The sequence below is a fragment of the Phycisphaerae bacterium genome (genome assembly GCA_035275405.1).
Classification (GTDB): domain Bacteria; phylum Planctomycetota; class Phycisphaerae; order UBA1845; family UTPLA1; genus DATEMU01.
In genome coordinates this window covers 47,161-65,252 of the sequence record DATEMU010000011.1, presented here as the reverse complement: position 1 = coordinate 65,252, position 18,092 = coordinate 47,161, and the positions used below count along the sequence as shown (strand labels likewise).

Genomic DNA, 18,092 nt, shown 5'->3' with positions numbered 1-18,092 from the left:
ACAGGGGCTTCCAACAACGCAGGGGGTCGGGGTATAATTAGGAGAGCCCGCCAGTTTCCGCAGGCCATGGCCAGCCGGCCGCGGGGGAGAGGAACCTAGATCGATGATTGCGACGACCTTTGCCGTTCTTGGCGTTTCCCTATCGTTTGGCTTTTCCGAGGCCCCACGGCCGATTGACTATCAGCCCAGGCTGGCGCCGGTCGTATCTCCCGTGCTTCAAATCCGTCTCGTCGAGCGGCCGGAAGAGTTGCTACGCGTCTGGGTTTTCTTCACGGACAAGAATGTCCGCAACGAGACCGACCGGCAGGAGAGGCTTGCCCAGAGGGCCGTCGAACTGCCGGCGCGGACCCAACACCGGCGCCAACTGCGGCGGACGGCCGCCGGCCTGGTGGATGCGCGCGATCTTGCCCCTGTCCGCTCATACGTGGACGCGGTTCGCGCGACGGGAGCGAAGATTCGCCACGAAAGCCGCTGGCTGAACGGTGTCAGCGCCGATGCTACGCCCGGGCAAATCGCTCAGTTGGAAAGGTTGTCGTTCGTCCGGCGGATTCAACCGGTCGCCCGCGCCGCTCGTCGGCGGCCGATGCCCGAGACACCCGTGTCGGAGACCGCCCCGCGCGGCGATCCTTCGTGGTACAACAACTCGTACAATCAGCTCGCGCAAATTAACGTCGTCGGCGCGCACGACGCGGGCTATACCGGCGCGGGCGTCGTCGTCGGCATCCTCGACACCGGCTTCAATCGCACGCACACGGCCTTCAATCAATCGACCGGCGGCGCGCACCCCGTGCAGATCATCGCGGAGTATGATTTCGTTGATAGCGACGGCAACACGGCGCAGGAAGGCGGCGATCCGGGAGGCCAGTCTGACCATGGCACGTACATCCTCGGCGTGTTGGGCGCATTTCATCCCAACGTGCTCGTCGGCGCGGCGTACGACGCCGAGTTCTTGCTGGCCAAGACGGAAGACATCAGCCAGGAGGTCCCCGCGGAGGAGGATAACTACGTCGCTGGGCTGGAATGGCTCGAACTCAACGGCGCGGACATGGCCACCAGTTCCCTTGGCTACATCGACTGGTATACGCAGGCGGATCTGGATGGCCAGACCGCCGTGACGACGGTCGCTGTAAATATCGCCACCGCCAACGGTATGGTCTGCTGCACCGCGGCGGGAAACGAGGGTCACGATGCCGACCAGGGCACGTCGCACCTGATTGCGCCGTCCGACGCGTATGAAGTGATCACCTGCGGCGCCGTCGATTCCGCCGGCACATCGGCATGGTTCACGTCGGATGGCCCCAGCGCTGACGGCCGTGTCAAGCCGGAGGTCGTGGCTCGCGGCGTGTCGACGATGACGGTCACGTCCTCCAACAATACCAGCATCGTCGGCGTGAATGGCACGTCCCTCTCCACGCCCTTGGTCGCCGGTGGCGTCGCCCTGATTCTCCAGGCCCACCCGGATTGGACCGCCGACAAGGTCCGCCGCGCGCTGTTTCACACTTCCGACATATTCCTGGCCACATTTTATTTCGATTTTGAATATGTCCAAGGGTACGGGATCATCGACGTGGACGCGGCGATTCAGTTTATCCATAGCGACATCGACGGCGACGGCCTGGCGGACGGCAACGACGTCCAGCACTTCGTGGACAGCCTGATGGGTATCAATCAGGATCTGGACGAGCTTCGCCGCTCGGACATCAATGCCGACGGCCTGCCCGACGCGGCGGATGTGCCGATCTTTGTGAACGATCTGCTGGGGCTGTAGCGAATGCCCATCAGCACCCCGGCCGCAAGGCCGGGTAAGCACACGCCGCCGCGCGAGTCAGTGATTGCTCTGGGTTCAAGCACCCCCTTGCAGGCACTCGCGTGCCTGGTTCTGATTCATCCCGAGGCCGAGGATTTGCGGAGTCATGTGAAGTCACGGACAATCCGCAATATCCATGAAACATTTCCGCAAAGAACTCTGGCTCGAGATCACGACCCGTCGGGCCTACGTCAACGTCACGCCGCAGGTCGAAGCGGCCCTCAAGGAGAGCGGCATCCGCGAAGGGCTGTGCCTCGTCAACGCCATGCACATCTCGGCCAGCGTCTTCATTAACGACGACGAGCGCGGTCTGCACGCCGACTTCGAGCGCTGGCTGGAGGGCCTCGCCCCGCATGAGCCCGTCAGCCAGTACCGCCACAACGACACCGGCGAGGACAACGCCGACGCGCACTTGAAGCGAACGATCATGGGCCGCGAGGTTGTGGTGGCGGTGACCGGCGGGAAGCTGGACTTCGGCCCGTGGGAGCAGATCTTCTACGGCGAGTTCGACGGCCGGCGGAAGAAGCGGGTGTTGGTAAAGATTATTGGGGAATAAAGCTGGGCAAGAACCTTGTCTACCTGCGTCACATTCGCCCGCACTTAATTCAACATCATCGCTTCCGTCATCCCGGCAATGTCGAGGGCGTCGACGGAATTGTCGCGGTTCAGGTCTGAGCGAGTCGGGTGCGCGGGATCGGAGGGTTGATCGAGGAGCACGTTGACGAGCGCCTCGGCATCGAGAAGGTCGACGTCCTCGTCGGCGTCGATGTCGCCGGGGAGGGTCAGCGCGACCGACACGAATTGGCTTTGCGGGATCGTCGATAAATCCGGCGAGACGCCGAGGTTGCCGTACCCGCCGCCCAGTCCCGGCAGCCACTGGTTCGTCACGTCGCCGTTGGTGCGAAGGATGAACGCGGCGATCCTCACATTCCCGCCGTTCAGCCCCGCCACGCCGATGTCGGCGTAGGGAATCAGGAAATCAAACCCGTGCATTGCCGTTGCGGCGTTCGCGACGCTGCTGCCCGTCACGCCGCCCGTATTCGAATTGTTCATCGCCGCCTGCATGCCGTTGGCGTTGGACCCGCCGTTCAAGAGACCGTCGCCGTCGCCCAGCGTGCCGTTGCCCTTGTAAAGTTTGGTGATCCCACCGGGCAAAAGCGTGAATTGATCGACGTAGATCGTTCCGCCCGCCGTATTCGTGAAAATCATCTCGTCGGGCTCGAAACCCGCGTCGAGTTGCGTGCCGGTCAGCAGGTGCGGGCCGCCCGGCGGCGGCGCGTAACCGGAGAAGTTGAGCACGTTCTGACCGCCGGGCTTACAGTCGATGAACAGGCACAGACCGGTTCCGTCGGTCGTGAGATTGCCGGTGATCCCGACGCGCAGGCCCGTTGACGTGGGTCGCACAAAAAGCTGATTGAGTTCGGAGAGGTTGTCACCGAGCGCCGTCGCGTTGTTTTGCGTCGCCTGCAGGCTGACGCCGCCGAGGCTCTCGGGCACATCGACGCCGTCAATCTCGTTGGGCGGCGGGGCGACGGGCGCAAGGTTGACTTGGAGTATCTTGTAATCGTAAGCGAGCATGGAGATGTTGTAGGCCGACTTGTTCGCATCGGTGATGGGGGCGAGCGGCGCTCCGGTGATCTGATCGACCGGCGTCGTTGAACCGCCGGGGATTGTCGTGTTGGACAGGTTAAAGGTCGAACTGCCGCTGCCAGTGCGCACGCGGATGACGACGAAGAGCGTCTCTTCGCCCTCGGCGTAGCGCAGGAATCCCCAGTGCCGGGTGCTGCTGTTGGTGATGGGGACGTACTGGCCGTAGCGGAGGGCCGGGTGCGTTTTGCGCAGGACGATAAGCTGCTTATACGCCTCGAGCAGCGAACCGGCGACGCCGTCCTGCTCCTCGACCGAGCGGCCGTCGTTGTTCTGCGAGACGCGGGCGTTGTACGCCGACGCGTTGAGCACGAAATAATTACTCATCGGCGGCCCCGCGACCGCGTTCCACTTGAACGGCTCGCGCATGGGGATATCGTTGGCGTCCGTGCCCCAGTTGCCCTTGGTGCCGCGCATGCCGATCTCATCGCCGAAGTAGATCATCGGCGGGAAGGGACTGGTCAGCAGGATCGCCGCCGCGGCCTTCGCCTTGGTGAGGCTGCCGCCGAGGATGGACGTCAACCGGTCGACGTCGTGATCGCCGATGATGCCGAGAAAAGTCTTGCCCGCGGGAAGCTGCGAAAGCGTCGCGGCGGTCTGGCTATACAAGCTGCCCGTCGTCTCGCTCGTCAGCGCGTCGCGAACGGCGAACTCCCACGGCTTGGTCATGGTGGCGTCGAAGGCGGCCATCAGCGTCGAGCCGGTGATGCCCCAATCGGCCTGCTCGGCGAAGGTTAGAACGTTCGGGTTGACCGTCTGCAAAGCCGTCTTCCAGGGCACCCAGAAATCGTCGATGTTGTAGCCCCAGCCGTTCGGGCCGCTGCCGTATTCGTACCAGACGTGATCGAGACGATAACCGTCGATGCCGTCGGAGGGATCGCCGTCGTTGTTGGGATCGAGCCAGTGCTGGGCCCAGCCCGTCACGAGCGCCGTGGGATTCGCGTTGTTGTGGTCCCAGTGGATAAACCCGACGGACGAACCGTTCCATGTCGTATAGACGCTGCCCAGATAGGACGTGTTGGCGGCGTTGGTGAAAGCCAGCCACGCGTCGTAGGGGCTCGCCGGGTTGTTGTAGGCGCTCTGATACCACGTCGAGGTCTGGCTGATGCCGTAAACAACATTGTCGATGAAGACCTTGATCCCGCGGGCGTGGGCCTGGTTGACGAAGTTGAGGAACTGCGCCTCCGTGCCAAACCAGGGGTTGAGCTGGTCGGCCGGACCATGCTGGTAGCCGTGGTACGCGGGCGAGGGAAAGATCGGCGTCATCCACACCATCGTCACGCCGAGCGATTCCAGATAATCGAGCGACGCGGTCATGCCGTCGAAGTCGCCGAAGCGCTGGGCGTCGTTGTTGGAGTCGCGCCAGGCGATGGGCATGAACTGGTAGATGATCTCGTCTTCGAAGGGCCGCGGCGACGGTGGGCCGGCAACGGCGGGGGCGAAAAGCGATCCGGAGATCACCGCACTGATTAGTAAAACGTTTATCTTCTGGGTCACTTTTTTTCCCTTGGCTAAAACAGGCGTGCGAGTCGCTGTTCTTTGTGATAGTACGTGCCGCTCGTCCCCCAATGCGGCTCAAGGCAGCGATCAACCCATTGGATTATAACAGAAACAGGCCCGGTGAGTCAGGCATTTACGACCCGCTATCCTCGAGCCTGACAAACCACATGAAACGCTCCACTTCGCGCTGGTAGAGATCCACCGAAAAGCCCGGATACCGCTTGGGCGTATAGGTGTGCAGCGCGTCCTGCCAATACGATCGGCTTGCGGGCAGCGGCTCCGCGTGTCCATCGACGAAGACGCACGGCCGCTTGACCAGCCGGCGATGGCTGGCGCGCAGCGACGTGCCCGTGTCGTCCACGGCCTCGTCGCTGACGATTTCCCACGAGTAGCCCATGCTCTCTCGGCCTTCGCGCTGATTGTGCGGTGGGTGGTAGTAATTCACGTTGTCCGCGAGGGCGACGATCTCGCTGGCCCGGCGGATGTGCTCCAGCTTTCGCCACGCATCGCCGCCGTATTCGTCCCAGCCCTGCGGCGCGTCCGAGGCCGTCCAATAGCCGGTCTCTTCATCGTAGGCCGTAAGGGTGTTGAACAGCCATCGATTCGGCGCGTAGTGCAGAAACCCCGAATGAGCCCGGCGGGCCCAGTCGTCGCCGACCTCCGGACACCGCCAAATCCCGACCGGATGCCGCCAGCCGGTGTCGTCCGTCGCCGGGGAAAACGGTTCGTTGTTGTCGTTCGCCAGGATTTCGTTGATCAGGAGCCCCGTGGAGTTGAAGTAACTCCACACCAGGCGCGGCGGCATCGACCCTTGGTAATCCGCGGTATAGGCCTGCAGCGCCATGCCCTGACCGCGCAGGTTCGAGAGACAAAGCGTCAGGCGGCCATGCTCACGCGCCTGGCTCATGGCGGGCAGCAGAACGGCGATCAGCAGTGCGATGATCGCGATGGTGATGATCAATTCGACCAGCGAAAGGGCGCCGCGCCACCCCGCGGCCATCCTGCCTTTCCTGCAAATCGCGGTCATGATGCGACTATTATGACGGTTGCGCGAGCAGCAATTCGACGAAAGACGTGGCGTCATCGGGCGTGGCCAGACCGTCCCTGTTTGTATCCGCACGGCAGCGATCCAGTTCGGCGGCTCCCGCCGGGTTGAGGACGGTATCGACGAATTTCTGGACGTCGCCCCCGTCGATGATCCCGCTGCCGTCGCAATCGCCGCGCGTGCAATCGACGTTCGCGAAGTAGAACGTGAACGGGACCGACGCCGTGTAGCCGGTCGAGCCGGTGTCGACCAGCTTGAACGTCGCGCGCCACAGGACCTTGAGCGGGTCGAAGTCCGGCTCATCCGAATTAATGAGCCACGTAAGATGGATGTGGAGATTGTTATTACCCAGGAGAATTCGTTCTCCGGGGTCATCGATGACGACGAAGCTCGGGCTGATGGCCTGAAAGGCCGGATCGACCTGAATGACCTCGATTCGCACCTGTACCCCGGATTGTAAAGTCAGCAGATCATTAGGCACATCGTCGGTGATGACGCGATCAAAGCCGGGGTTGTTATCGCTCCAACCGTTGAAAAGCTCGTTGACCGGCGGCAAGACGATGACGTTGAGGTCGGGAATGAAGCCGCCGAGCTTGAGTTGCCCGGCGGCGGTGCGACCGACGAAGACGTCGCCGCTGTGCTGAGCCCGCGCGGCAGCAGGGCACAAGGCGACGAGGATGGCGGCAACCGTCGTATAAACGGGATTTCGGGCTCGCATTTCTCACCGTCCCTTCCGCGGCGAGACGCGCCGCGATAACGCGGAAATGACCAGCAAAATCGCCAAACTCGTCGGCTCCGGCGTAAACGTCACGGTCAGCGCCTCCGAGGGCAGGTAACCCGTGGAGCCGGTGTCGAGGATTCGAAACGTGGCGTTCCACGCGGTCTGACCGGGCGGCGGAACGAAGCCGGGGTCATTGGAGTCGATGTGCCAGAACGGATGATCGTCGAAAGGCACGGAACCGATGTCCCACGTCTCGCCGGGATCGTCAAAGAAACCGGCGAATCCGGGTCGCCAACCTTTCAAAGCGTCATCAAACGTAATGACATCCAGGACCAGATTGGCGCCCGCCTCCGGTGGAACGAGGCCCACCACCGAATCCGTAATCGTAAAGAATCCGGGCTCGTCGATACCAAACCCGAACAGGGGGCCGTTGATCTCCGGCAATTGTACAAGTTCTCCGCCCCACAGCGCCACGAGTTGGCCGCTGTCCGGATCGATGCCGATGTTGACGTCGCCGCCTTTGACGCCGGCCTGTGCCGGCAGAGTAAACAAAGCAGCGAGAATGATTGGCGTGATTCCCCTACAAAAGAAGCTTCGCATCAGAAACCCTCCGTTTCGGTTTCGCTTGAGTTCAAAACACTTTCGTAAACCTCATCTCAGTAGTATCGAATGCCCCTTTACCATCCCACGGCGGGGTCATACTTGTTGTGCGTCCAAACGAGATTCGGAAACTGACTCGCCTGGACGTTGAGCGTATAGGTGTCCTCGAATCGCTGCGGCTCCGCGTGCCCATCCAGGAATCCGTAGTTGGCCCGTTTCAGATGGCGCTCGAGATCAACCTCCCGCGCCGCAAACGTCCGTGGGCTGATGAACCACGTCTCCGGATGGACGTGATCAGAGGCCGCGAAGCTGCCCTGCTGGGTTAGTTCCGCCCAGAAGATCGTCGCGGACGATCGTTTGATTCGGGTAAGCGACGTGAACTCCTCCCGGCCTTCGATCGTCCCCATCATGTAGTAATTATTGGCGTAGCTCATCCGCCGCTTCTGGTCGGAGTTCGGCACGACTTGATTCCAGTATGGGCTTTCATCCGCCGGACAGCGCACCACTTGCTCGGAGCCGATTTCCTGCGCCGCCGTGTTGATCCACGCCGCCCCCTCATCGACGGAACCTCCGTGCGCGAAGCCGCCGGTCGGCAAGAAACCCTCGTTGTTGTCGGCGTACATCTGCACCGCCGCGCAAAGGCTGTGCATGTTCGCCAGGCACTTCGCTGCGCGGCCGATCTGCCGCGAGCGCGACAGGGCCGGTAGCAGGATGCCGACTAGCACAACAATGACGCTGATGACCACAAGCAATTCGATCAACGTGAATCCACGTCGACGCATGAGCCACCTCCTCCCGGAGGGATCGCAAACGAATGAAGGATGTACCGATACGCGCGTTGAAGAACGGGAATCGAATCTCGAAGGGGATCACGCCGCCCCACGCCGAACCACTATCGGCGGGGAAGGCGCGCAGACGCTCAACGAGACTTCGGGCGCAGGGAGTTGCGAGTTAGCGGGAAGGAGGGGCGCGGGGCGCGGAGGGCGAGTGATGTTCGGAACTGTGGACCCGGGCATCGCTCGGGCGCGAAAACGGCCGAACGGGTTGTGCCGAGATCAACAGCACGGCCAAGCCGATTGCCAGCGCAATAGATCCGACTTTCACCAGGTAACAGATCTGGCACGGGGCGGCGTCGTGATGATCGTGATGATGCAGAAGCGGCGTGGCCCCCAATGCCAGGGGCAGGAACACAAGTAGCGCCAAGATCGCCGGTGACCGCTTCATCGCTGTAAAACATTGTAATACAAACACCGAGGCGGGGTCAACCGTCCTCTTGTAGGGATTCTTTCCAGCCCCAGACGAGGCCGAAAGCGGTCGCGAAGCGGCATATCGCGTCATTTGACGCCCCCCGCGATAATCAGACGCCCATGACGCCGAACCCTCCCCCCACCGACCGCCTCCCCTTCGTCATCGATGCCTGCGGCCAGTTTCCCCCGGAGGCCGTCGGGGTCGATTTCGAGCCCTACGCCCGGCCCTCGACCCCGCAGCTCGAAGCACTGATCGCCGAAGAGTGGGGCCGCCAGGTCGCCCTTGCCAAGGGGACCGATCGCATGCTCTTCAACGGCGAGTTGCTTCGGTATGTCCGCCACGCGATCGAGAACGGACCGGCGGGCGATCGGTTTCATCTGACCGTCGGGCCGACGTGCTTCCGCGATTTTGTCGGGACGAACCTCTACAACCGGCATCGCCTCGACGAGTTCGGCTGGCACCGCTTCGCCAACCCCATCGGCACGACGGCCACACTCCTGACGCGCGACGGTCGCATCTGTTACGGCCGCCGCTCGACGCGCGTCGTCTATCACGCCGGTCACGTGCATACCTTCGGCGGCTCGCTGGAGGCCGGCGATCGGAAAGCGGATGGAACCATCGACGCGTTCGCCAGCGTCGCCCGCGAGTTGACCGAGGAACTGGGATTGCGGACGGACGAGACGCGCGGTTTGGTGTGCGTCGGTCTCATCCGCGACAAGGAGATCCACCAGCCGGAGCTATTGTTCGAGGCGCGACTGGGCTTTTCGGCCGATGAGGTGCGATCGCGGTGGCAGACCGCCGAGGCGAAGGATGAGCATGACGAGATCGTGACGCTGGACAATCAGCCAGAGGCGATCGTGCCGTTCATCCGAAGTTGCCGACCGATCGCGCCGGTTGCGGTCGGGGCGCTCTTCATTCACGGGCTATTGAGTTGGGGGCGGGAGTGGTTTGAAAGTGCGGCCGCCAAGATCTGATCGTACTCTTCACCTGGATAAATCACGGATCTGATCCGGCCCATACTCCTTCATCGACCCGCCTGTCGGGGCCACGTCCGGCCCAGGGAAGCGGCTGTAGCTCGCCTGCTTTCGATTTTTTGTCCGAGGATCGCTGGTCGGGCGTCCGTGCGTCGGCGACTTTCAGCCCCTCGTCGAATTGTTTAACGAATCGATCGTCGCTCGCCGCGCGAAACGCCGGATCGAACAAGTCGTTGAGGAAATACCGCTTCCCGCGATGCTCCAGAAACCCGACTTCGTCGGGAAGTCGATATCGCATTGGTGGCGGTGTCGGCGGCGGTGACGCGAGATAGACCGTCCCCGCGATAAGGAGTGTCAGAACGACAATGACTCTGATTCGGCGAAACATGGTCGGGCCTCCCTGCGCCACCATCATAGTAAATCGGCCCCTCTGATATCAATCCCCCAACCTAAACGGCGAAGCCTGAAGCACCGCACCTAACGCGGCGTGCAGCGGCGGTAGCGGACGATCTTGAGCCCTCCCGCGGCGGGTTCCGGCAACGCCTCCCAATCCTCCTCGCGCCAGGCGGGGAAATAGGTGTCACCGGTCAGACCCGGCTGCTGAATCCACGTCACAATCATCTCGTCGGCGACGGGCAGGGCTTGTTCGTAAATCTGCGCCCCCCCGGCGATAAACGCCGTCTCCTCGCCGCGCTGCCGGCAGAGTTCAAGCGCCTCGTCAAGCGAGTGAACCACGTCAAGGCTCGTGCCGTCTTCTGATTTGACTTTTTGACTTTTTGGCGTTTCGACGTTTCTTGTGATCACGATGTTCCTCCGCCCCGGCAACGGTCGCCCGATCGAATCGTACGTCTTGCGGCCCATGATGACCGCGTGGCCCATCGTCGTCCGCTTGAAGTGCTTCAAATCCTCCGGCTCGTGCCAGGGCAGCGCGCCCCCTTTGCCGATGAGGCGGTCGGGGGTCATGGCGACGATGATGATGGTTTGCATGGGGCGAGTCAGACAGCCACCTTGAACTTGATCGCCTCGTGGCATTCATAGCCGACGAGGCGGAAATCCTCGAAGCGAAGTTCGTCGAAGGGCTTGCGGGCGATCTCCAGGCGCGGCAGGGAGAGCGGCTGGCGCGTGAGTTGCTCCCTCAATCCCGCGACGTGGTCATACTCGGCCATCGGCCCGCCGGGATCGGCGCAGTAGATGTGCGCATCGATAATCGTGTGGCCGAAGCGGCCCAGCCCCAGGCCGACGTCCTGCGCGATCATCTGTGTCAGCGTCGCATAGGCCGCGAGGTTGAACGGAATCCCCAGGGCCACGTCGCCGGAGCGCTGCGACAGATGGCAGTTGAGCTTGCCGTCAGAGACGTGAAACGCGAACGTGTAGTGACACGGCGGCAGCTTGCTGGCGATTGCGTTGCCCGGCTCCCACGCCGTCACCACCAGCCGCCGGCTGTTGGGGTCCTTCCGAAGCGTGTCGAGCACGTAGCGAATCTGATCGATCTCGCGGACCTGCCAGCGGTCGTGTTCGTCCTTCGTCGCGCTGGGGAAGTGTCGCCAGTAGTGACCGTAGGCGGTGTCGAGGTTGCCGTGCTCGTCGGCCCAGGCATCCCAGATCTTGGTGTACTCGCGGAGGTTGCGGATGTGGTTCTCCCCGGAGAGATACCAGAGCACCTCGCGGAGCATGGAAGCGAACTGCATTTTTTTCGTCGTCAGCAGGGGAAACCCCGCGGCGAGATCCACCTGATAGTGCGCGGAGAAGAGGCTGATCGTGTCCACGCCCGTCCGCGTAGGCTTGCGGACACCCTCATCCAGCACCTTGCGGACCAAATCGAGGTAGACCTGCATAATAATCCTCCGTGATAACCCAATACGCGCGGAGTGTAGGTGGACCGCTAATGCCCCGCAATCCGCCTATTTCGGAGGTGATTCGGCGGGTTTGACGCTCCGGTCGGCGGTCCCTAAAATCATTGGCCAGACGGACATCGTGTTATTGCGCCGCGGCCAAACACGCCTGATTGCTTGTCAGTCATACTTGAGAATGTACCCATGCAAGAGCCGACGACTTGGCATTATTTCCTGATTTACACGCACCTCGCGGTCTGCCTGGTCCTCGCCGTCTATGGCGTGCATCGCTACAGCCTGGTCTATCTCTACTACAAGTACCGCCGCAACAACCCGCGCAAGACCGCCTGCTTCCTCGGGCGCCCGCGGGTCACCATCCAACTGCCCATGTACAACGAGCAGTTTGTCGCCCGGCGGGTCATTGAGAACGCCTGCCGAATCGACTACCCGCGCGACCGGTTGGAGATCCAGGTCCTAGACGACTCGACCGACGAGACGACGGAGATCGCCCGCGCGACGTGCGAGCGGATGCGGGCGGCGGGTCACGACGTGGTTTTCCTGCACCGGGACAATCGCGAGGGTTATAAGGCCGGTGCCCTGGCCGAGGGGCTCAAGGTGGCGACGGGCGAGTTCATCGTCATCTTCGACGCGGACTTCATCCCTCCGACGGACATCCTTGACCACCTGATCGACCATTTCGTCGATCCGCAGATCGGCATGGTCCAGGCCCGCTGGGAACACCTCAATCGCGAGCAATCGCTGCTCACAAAAAGCCAGGCGATCCTGCTCGACGGCCACTTTGTCATCGAACACGCCGCGCGAAATCGCTCGGGGCGGTTCATGAGCTTTAACGGTACGGCGGGGGCCTGGCGGCGGACGTGCATCGCCGACGCCGGAGGCTGGCACCACGACACGCTCACGGAAGACCTCGATTTGTCCTACCGGGCGCAGATGAAGGGCTGGAAGTTCGTTTACCTCCCGGAGGTGACGAGCCCGGCCGAGTTGCCGCCGGAAATGAACGCGTTCAAGAGCCAGCAGCACCGCTGGGCCAAGGGCGGGGCGCAGACCTGCCGGAAACTCCTGCCCAGTATTATCCGCTCGCGCCTGCCCTGGCGGATCAAGCTGGAGGCATTCTTCCACCTGACCAGTTGGGCCAGCTATTTCCTCATTCTTGTCCTCAGCCTGCTCCTTCTGCCCGTGCTTTACACCAAGGTGCACGTGTTCGCGAATCACATCGTGCTGCGGGCGATCTTCGATATCTCGCTGGTGCTCATCGCCACCTGCTCGGCAAGCACGTTCTACGTCGCCAGTCAGCGGGAGGTCTTCCGCACGTGGGGTGAGAGCCTGAAATACCTGCCGTTTCTTGTCAGCCTCGGCGTCGGCGTCTCACTCAACAACGCCCGCGCGGCCATCGAGGGCCTGCTGGGGCAGTCGTCCGAGTTTGTGCGCACACCGAAATTCGGTGTCGCCGGCCGGGGTGACAACGGCTGGGTGAACAAGACCGGCCGGAACCGCCTCGACGCCAAGCGGATTCAGGCGTGGAGCGAACTGGCGATGGGGTTGTATCTCAGCGGCTGCGTCGCCTACACGGTTATCGAGAAGATGTGGATCGGGCTTTTCTTCATGTGCCTCTTCGCCGTCGGCTATCTGTACGTGGCGATGCTCACCTTCTACGGCCGGTACCAGGCGGCTCGAACGCAAGACTGGTCCGTCGATTCGGCGATGGAGGGGACCAAACAGGACCTGCTCCCTGCGCCACTTCCCGCATCCAAGTGAGTCCCATCGTTCACCTCGGTAGCGGCCGCGCGGCTTGACAGCGGTGTCTGCGGAGTCTACATTCTCCCCCCAGTCAGGCGCGGTCGTTTCCTTTCATCGGTCGGTGCGAGAATTACCATGACATCCAACCTTTGTCGCGGGCGCGGGGTCTTCTTATGCTGCGGATTGCTGACAGGGATCGGCGTCGCATGCCAAAGGCCGAAGACGAGCGAACCGGTTCAGGCTGCGGTCACGCCGGAGTACTGCATCCGCGTCGATCGCGACAACAACGGCGCGGCCGCGACGGGCGACGAGATTGATCTGTCGGCCGCCTCGGATCGGCAGCGGACGCTGGCGTTCGAGATGGCGGGGTATTCGGAAACGGCCCCGGATGCGACGCCCGAGCAGCGCGCCGCCGCGACCCAGGCCGCCGTCATCGACGCCTTTTGCAAGGCGCTCATCGAAGCGCGGGCCTCGCGCGGTCAATCGACCGCCGACTTTACCGCAAGGATCGGCCCCCGAATGACGGTCACGCATCGCTCGGTCGAGCGAGGCTACGAAGTCCGAATCGAACTGGCCTATCGGGGAGTCGAAAGCCTCTTCATTGTCCGCAACGGCGTTCTCCAGCATCCCCCGCAGGACCTGACGCTCGTACGGCGAATCTTCGACGAGACCAACGGCGAGTTCTCGCTTCTGGCGACCGACGCGTCGTCGACCGGCGGCGTCGCCCTGGCAAAAGTCGCTTGTTATGTCCCTGCCGGGCTTGAATCGCGCCTCGCCGGCGATGCGGCCGGTGAAAAGGTCCCGACGCCCTGACGCCCATCTTCCCCCGACCAAGGATCCTTCGACTCTCGCGCGGCGAGATTCAATTGCCCTCGCGCGGCCAACTGCCGCCCCGTGCGGTTCGGGTGCAGAAAGTTCGCCATCCGCGCGGCGACCAGTGGTTTTCCATTTGCATCCGCCCCGACGAGCTTCGACTGACGGCCGGCGGCGAGGCAGGCCTGCGCTACGGCCGATCGGCGCTTGTTCAACTCTGCGCCGGTCAGAGGCGTATTCCCTGCCTGGACCTCGAAGACTGGCCCGACTTTGCGGTCCGCGGCGTCATGCTCGACATCAGCCGCGACAAGGTTCCGACGATGACCACGCTGCGGCGGCTCGTGGACCGGCTGGCGGCCTGGCGGATCAACCAGCTTCAACTCTACATGGAGCACACCTTCGCTTATCGCGGTCACGAGACCGTGTGGCGCGGGGCCTCGCCGATGACCGGGCGGCAGATTGAATCGTACGATCGCTACTGCCGTGCGCGGGGCGTCGAACTGGTGCCGAATCAGAACTGTTTCGGCCACATGGAGCGCTGGCTCAAGCACCCGCATTATGCGAAGCTCGCGGAGACGAATGGACCCTGGAAGACGCCATGGGGAACGACGCGCGACAGCCCCAGCACGCTGTGCCCGATCGATCCGGGGTCGATCCGACTCGTTTCCTCGCTCCTCGATCAACTCCTGCCCCACTTTTCCAGCCGGTTGGTCAACGTCGGGTGCGACGAGACCTTTGAACTCGGCCAGGGCCGAAGCCGGGAAATCTGCCGGCGGCGCGGCGTCGGTCCCGTGTATCTGGACTACCTGAAAAAGGTGTACGGAGAGGTGCGGCGGCGCGGTCGCAAAATGATGTTCTGGAGCGACATAGTTCTGGAACATCCGGAAGTCGTCCGCCGCATTCCGAAAAATGCCCTCGCCCTGATCTGGGGCTACGAGTCAGAGCATCCCTTCGATCGGCAGTGCCGCCGGGTTCGCGATGCCGGACTGGAGTTTTACGTCTGCCCCGGCACATCGAGCTGGTGCAGTTTCTCCGGCCGCACGACGAATGCGCTGAAAAACCTGCACCGCGCCGCCGAGGCCGGACTCCGCCACGGCGCGAGCGGGTTCCTTATTACCGACTGGGGAGACTTCGGTCATCGCCAGTACCTGCCCGTGAGTTATCCGGGGCTGCTGTACGGCGCGGCGGTGAGTTGGTGCGCGAAGCGCCATCGTGACATGGATGTGGCCGCGGAACTCAGCCGGCAGGTCTATGATGATCCGACCGGACTCAGCGGCAAGCTTTGGTGCGAGGCAGGCCGCATCCACGAAGGCTCCGGAATCTCGCTCAATAATCGCACCGTCCTGTTTTCCATCATCAACGCGACGCTCCACGAAGTCGCGGACATCAAGGGGCTGACACCCGCCCGCGTTCGAAGGATGCGCCGACGGACGGATGAACTCGCGAAGCAACGACGCAAAGCGCGATTCGGCGGGGAAGACGACGCACTGGTTCGACAGGAATTCAATATTACGCTGAACGTTCTCGGCCACGCGTGCCGGCGCGCGCTCGCCGCGATGGAGTCCCGACGAACGCCGCGTTCGAAATGGCGGGCACTCGCGGCCGACATTCGCCGGATCATGCAGGCGCACCGCCGGCTCTGGCTCGCGCGCAACCGGCCCGGCGGCCTTGCCGACAGCCTCGACCATTACCAAAAGCTCCTCGACGAATACGAATCCCGTGCCTGATCGGCTACGCCTCGTCGCCATCGAGCATCGGGATGCAGACCGGCTTGCCGACGACGGCGTCGAAGGTCGCGATGGCCGCGAGCGCCCGCTCCACGGCGTGGTGCTTCGCCGGATGGGTCGTGACGATGACGGGCACGACGCCTCCGTCCGCGGCGTGCGGAGGCTCGCGCTGAATGATCGACGCGATGCTGATCCCCTCGGCGCCCAGGGCCGTGGCGATGCGGCCGATCCCGCCCGGCCGATCCAGCAGGTTGATCCGTAGATAGTGCGGCGCGATCGTCTCGCCCGGAGAACGATACGTCGCCGGCGGAGTCTGGTCGGGAAGCACCGCGAACTGCGCGAACGTCCGCCCCGCGTTCCCCGTCGCCACTTCGATAATGTCGCTCAGGACGGCGCTGGCGGTCGGCGCTCCGCCGGCCCCGCGGCCGTAGAAAAGCGTATGACCGACCGCGCTGCCGTAAACACTGACCGCGTTAAACGGCCCGCCGACACTGGCGAGCGGGTGCGCCAGCGGGATAAACGTCGGCCGCACGGAAAGCTCCAGCCCGTCCTCGCGCCGCCGGGCAATGGCCAATAGTTTGCAGGCGTAGCCGAGTTCGCGCGCGGCCGTAAGATCGATCAGGTCGATGTCGGCGATGCCGAGGGCGGGAATATGGTTGAGGGCGCACGAGCGGCGCATGGTGAGGGACGCGAGGATCGCCAGCTTGTGTGCCGAGTCCACGCCGTCCACATCCAGGCGCGGATCGGCCTCGGCGTATCCCAGCCGCTGTGCCTCGGCGAGGGCATGCGGATAACTCGCATGGTTCTCCAGCATCCGCGTCAATATAAAATTGCACGTCCCGTTCAGGATGCCATAAACCGCGTCGATCTCGTTGGCGATCAGGCCGCGGCGGATCGACTCGATGAGCGGAACGCCCCCGCAGACTGCCGCCTCGAAGGCGATACACCGTCCGGCTCGGCGGGCTGCGGCGAAGAGCTCCGCGCCGTGATGCGCGAGCAGGGCCTTGTTGGCCGTCACCACGTCTTTCCCTGCGGCGAGAGCGGCGAGTGTCAGCTCTCTGGCACGATCGGCCCCCCCAATGAGTTCGACGAAGATCTTTACCTGAGGATCGGCGAGGATCTTCGCGGGATCGGTCGTGATCAGCGCCGGTGAAACCGTGGCGCGGGACTTCTTGGCGTCACGGACCAGGATTTGGCGCATTTCGACGCGTATGCCGGTACGAGCCGTGAGCGCCTCGGCGTCGACGACGAGCATCCGTGCCAGAGCTTTTCCGACCGTCCCGCATCCAGCGAGGGCGATTCCAATGGTGTCAGCCATCCGGGAATCAGAACGCCGAAGGGGCGAATCGTCAAAAGCGCCTTTCGGAGATTCGGGTGGCACGGTCTCGCAGCAGCGAGGCCGTGGTGTCAACACGGCCTGCCCGCTTCGCGGTCAGACCGTGCCACCCCTGAACCACTCACCGTAACTAAGGATGCGGCGATGAATACTCCGCATAAGTCTTCGCCGTCTCCCACACCCGCACACGCCGCAGCCGGGCAGGCGAAACCTTCGGCTCCAGCAAATCCCAGACCACCCGCGTGATATTCTCGACGGAAGGGTTCCGGTTGGCGAACTCGGGCGTGTCGTCGTTCAGGTGCTTATGGTCGAACCGATCGATCACCTCGCGCTTCACCAGCGATTCAAACGCGGGCAGCGGCAGGACGCTGCCGGTCTTGCCCGAGACCTCGCCCGCCACGGTCACCTCCACCTGATAATTGTGTCCGTGACCGTTGGGGTTGTTGCACTTGCCAAAGGTCCGGCGGTTCTCCTCATCGGAGAGCGTCGGCACGTGCAGGCGATGAGAAGCGGAGAATTCAAAACATTGCGTCAATTCGACCATGGCCGGATCTCCAGAATGAATCGTGTAAGACAGATACGGGGTCACGGAGAGCGAAAGCGTCTCCAGCCGACATCGCGCCGGCACCTGAGCCGCGACGCCCGCATGGATATCGCGCAAGAGCCCCTCGCCGGTTAGCGCGACGCCGACCTCGCTCAGTTCCCGCGCGGCGATGGGAATGGCGTGGCGGCGGAGCAGCATGTCCAGTTCCTGAATATTGACCAGGTACCCCGTGGTCTCGTCCGGCACTCCGGAGACGACGATCCGCAGGACCAGATAGGGTGCGACGCCGACCCCCGACGGCCACCCGCCCCACGAGTTCGTGACCGGCAGCGCCCCCTCGAACCCGCTGTCCCCGTGCGCCGCGCGGGCCCAGTCGCGGTCGATGGAAAAACGAATCTCACGCATGAGGCGGAGGTGTGTCTTAGGTGGAGTAGTGGGGGACTTTTGGAATGGGACCATCCCCGGATGATATACGGTCCGACCGCTCCCTTGCACGGTCAGTGACTGGCCCCACGTTTCCGGGCATTGGTGGAGCGTCGG

General features: G+C 63.1%; 16 protein-coding genes. 6 read left to right on the top strand and 10 right to left on the bottom strand.

Going from position 1 to position 18,092, the window contains the following annotated elements; all coding sequences use genetic code 11:
- Positions 1–103 precede the first annotated feature (103 nt).
- Together VJZ71_12555 and VJZ71_12550 are read left to right on the top strand one after the other, a co-directional pair.
- Positions 104–1,768 carry a S8 family serine peptidase gene (locus VJZ71_12555; protein HKQ48893.1) on the top strand — a complete coding sequence of 555 codons (1,665 nt, stop codon included), beginning with the start codon at positions 104–106 and terminating at the stop codon, positions 1,766–1,768.
- Between the two features lie 175 nt (positions 1,769–1,943).
- Positions 1,944–2,363: a secondary thiamine-phosphate synthase enzyme YjbQ gene (locus tag VJZ71_12550; protein ID HKQ48892.1), complete on the top strand. Its 420-nt coding sequence runs from the start codon at positions 1,944–1,946 to the stop codon at positions 2,361–2,363.
- A gap of 44 nt (positions 2,364–2,407) precedes the next feature.
- Here the strand turns inward: VJZ71_12550 and VJZ71_12545 are convergent, their stop codons facing one another.
- The 5 genes from VJZ71_12545 to VJZ71_12525 form a co-directional block, all read right to left on the bottom strand.
- The gene (locus VJZ71_12545; GenBank protein HKQ48891.1) at positions 2,408–4,951 is read right to left on the bottom strand and encodes an alpha-amylase family glycosyl hydrolase; all 2,544 of its coding nucleotides are present in this window, start codon (positions 4,949–4,951) and stop codon (positions 2,408–2,410) included.
- Between the two features lie 136 nt (positions 4,952–5,087).
- Entirely contained in the window at positions 5,088–5,954 is an 867-nt protein-coding gene (locus VJZ71_12540; protein HKQ48890.1) for a hypothetical protein, read from the bottom strand.
- Between the two features lie 37 nt (positions 5,955–5,991).
- On the bottom strand, positions 5,992–6,717 hold the full coding sequence (locus VJZ71_12535; GenBank protein HKQ48889.1) for a hypothetical protein: 726 nt from the start codon (positions 6,715–6,717) through the stop codon (positions 5,992–5,994).
- Between the two features lie 3 nt (positions 6,718–6,720).
- Positions 6,721–7,320, bottom strand: a complete 600-nt coding sequence (locus VJZ71_12530) for a hypothetical protein (GenBank protein HKQ48888.1) — start codon at positions 7,318–7,320, stop codon at positions 6,721–6,723.
- Positions 7,321–7,397: 77 nt separating this feature from the next.
- On the bottom strand, positions 7,398–8,102 hold the full coding sequence (locus tag VJZ71_12525; GenBank protein HKQ48887.1) for a prepilin-type N-terminal cleavage/methylation domain-containing protein: 705 nt from the start codon (positions 8,100–8,102) through the stop codon (positions 7,398–7,400).
- A 585-nt stretch (positions 8,103–8,687) separates the two neighbouring features.
- Between VJZ71_12525 and VJZ71_12520 the strand changes: the two genes are divergently transcribed.
- The gene (locus VJZ71_12520; GenBank protein ID HKQ48886.1) at positions 8,688–9,542 is read left to right on the top strand and encodes a hypothetical protein; all 855 of its coding nucleotides are present in this window, start codon (positions 8,688–8,690) and stop codon (positions 9,540–9,542) included.
- 22 nt (positions 9,543–9,564) lie between these two features.
- Here VJZ71_12520 and VJZ71_12515 read toward each other — a convergent pair whose 3' ends face one another.
- From VJZ71_12515 to thyA, 3 genes are all read right to left on the bottom strand, one after another.
- On the bottom strand, positions 9,565–9,930 hold the full coding sequence (locus tag VJZ71_12515) for a hypothetical protein (GenBank protein ID HKQ48885.1): 366 nt from the start codon (positions 9,928–9,930) through the stop codon (positions 9,565–9,567).
- Between the two features lie 89 nt (positions 9,931–10,019).
- Positions 10,020–10,529, bottom strand: a complete 510-nt coding sequence (locus VJZ71_12510) for a dihydrofolate reductase (protein HKQ48884.1) — start codon at positions 10,527–10,529, stop codon at positions 10,020–10,022.
- Between the two features lie 8 nt (positions 10,530–10,537).
- Complete coding sequence (thyA, locus tag VJZ71_12505) at positions 10,538–11,377, bottom strand: thymidylate synthase (GenBank protein HKQ48883.1); 840 nt, start codon at positions 11,375–11,377, stop codon at positions 10,538–10,540.
- Positions 11,378–11,578: 201 nt separating this feature from the next.
- Here thyA and VJZ71_12500 point away from each other — a divergent pair, with 201 nt between their 5' ends.
- The 3 genes from VJZ71_12500 (at position 11,579) to VJZ71_12490 (ending at position 15,672) form a co-directional block, all read left to right on the top strand.
- Complete coding sequence (locus VJZ71_12500) at positions 11,579–13,150, top strand: cellulose synthase family protein (GenBank protein HKQ48882.1); 1,572 nt, start codon at positions 11,579–11,581, stop codon at positions 13,148–13,150.
- Positions 13,151–13,267: 117 nt separating this feature from the next.
- Positions 13,268–13,945, top strand: coding sequence for a hypothetical protein (locus VJZ71_12495; protein ID HKQ48881.1), 678 nt, complete (start codon positions 13,268–13,270; stop codon positions 13,943–13,945).
- 53 nt (positions 13,946–13,998) lie between these two features.
- Positions 13,999–15,672, top strand: a complete 1,674-nt coding sequence (locus VJZ71_12490) for a beta-N-acetylhexosaminidase (GenBank protein HKQ48880.1) — start codon at positions 13,999–14,001, stop codon at positions 15,670–15,672.
- Positions 15,673–15,676: 4 nt separating this feature from the next.
- On the opposite strand, the gene VJZ71_12485 is transcribed toward VJZ71_12490, so the two are convergent.
- Together VJZ71_12485 and VJZ71_12480 are read right to left on the bottom strand one after the other, a co-directional pair.
- Positions 15,677–16,990, bottom strand: coding sequence for a homoserine dehydrogenase (locus VJZ71_12485; GenBank protein ID HKQ48879.1), 1,314 nt, complete (start codon positions 16,988–16,990; stop codon positions 15,677–15,679).
- A 148-nt stretch (positions 16,991–17,138) separates the two neighbouring features.
- Positions 17,139–17,957 carry a 6-carboxytetrahydropterin synthase gene (locus VJZ71_12480; protein HKQ48878.1) on the bottom strand — a complete coding sequence of 273 codons (819 nt, stop codon included), beginning with the start codon at positions 17,955–17,957 and terminating at the stop codon, positions 17,139–17,141.
- Positions 17,958–18,092: the final 135 nt, after the last annotated feature.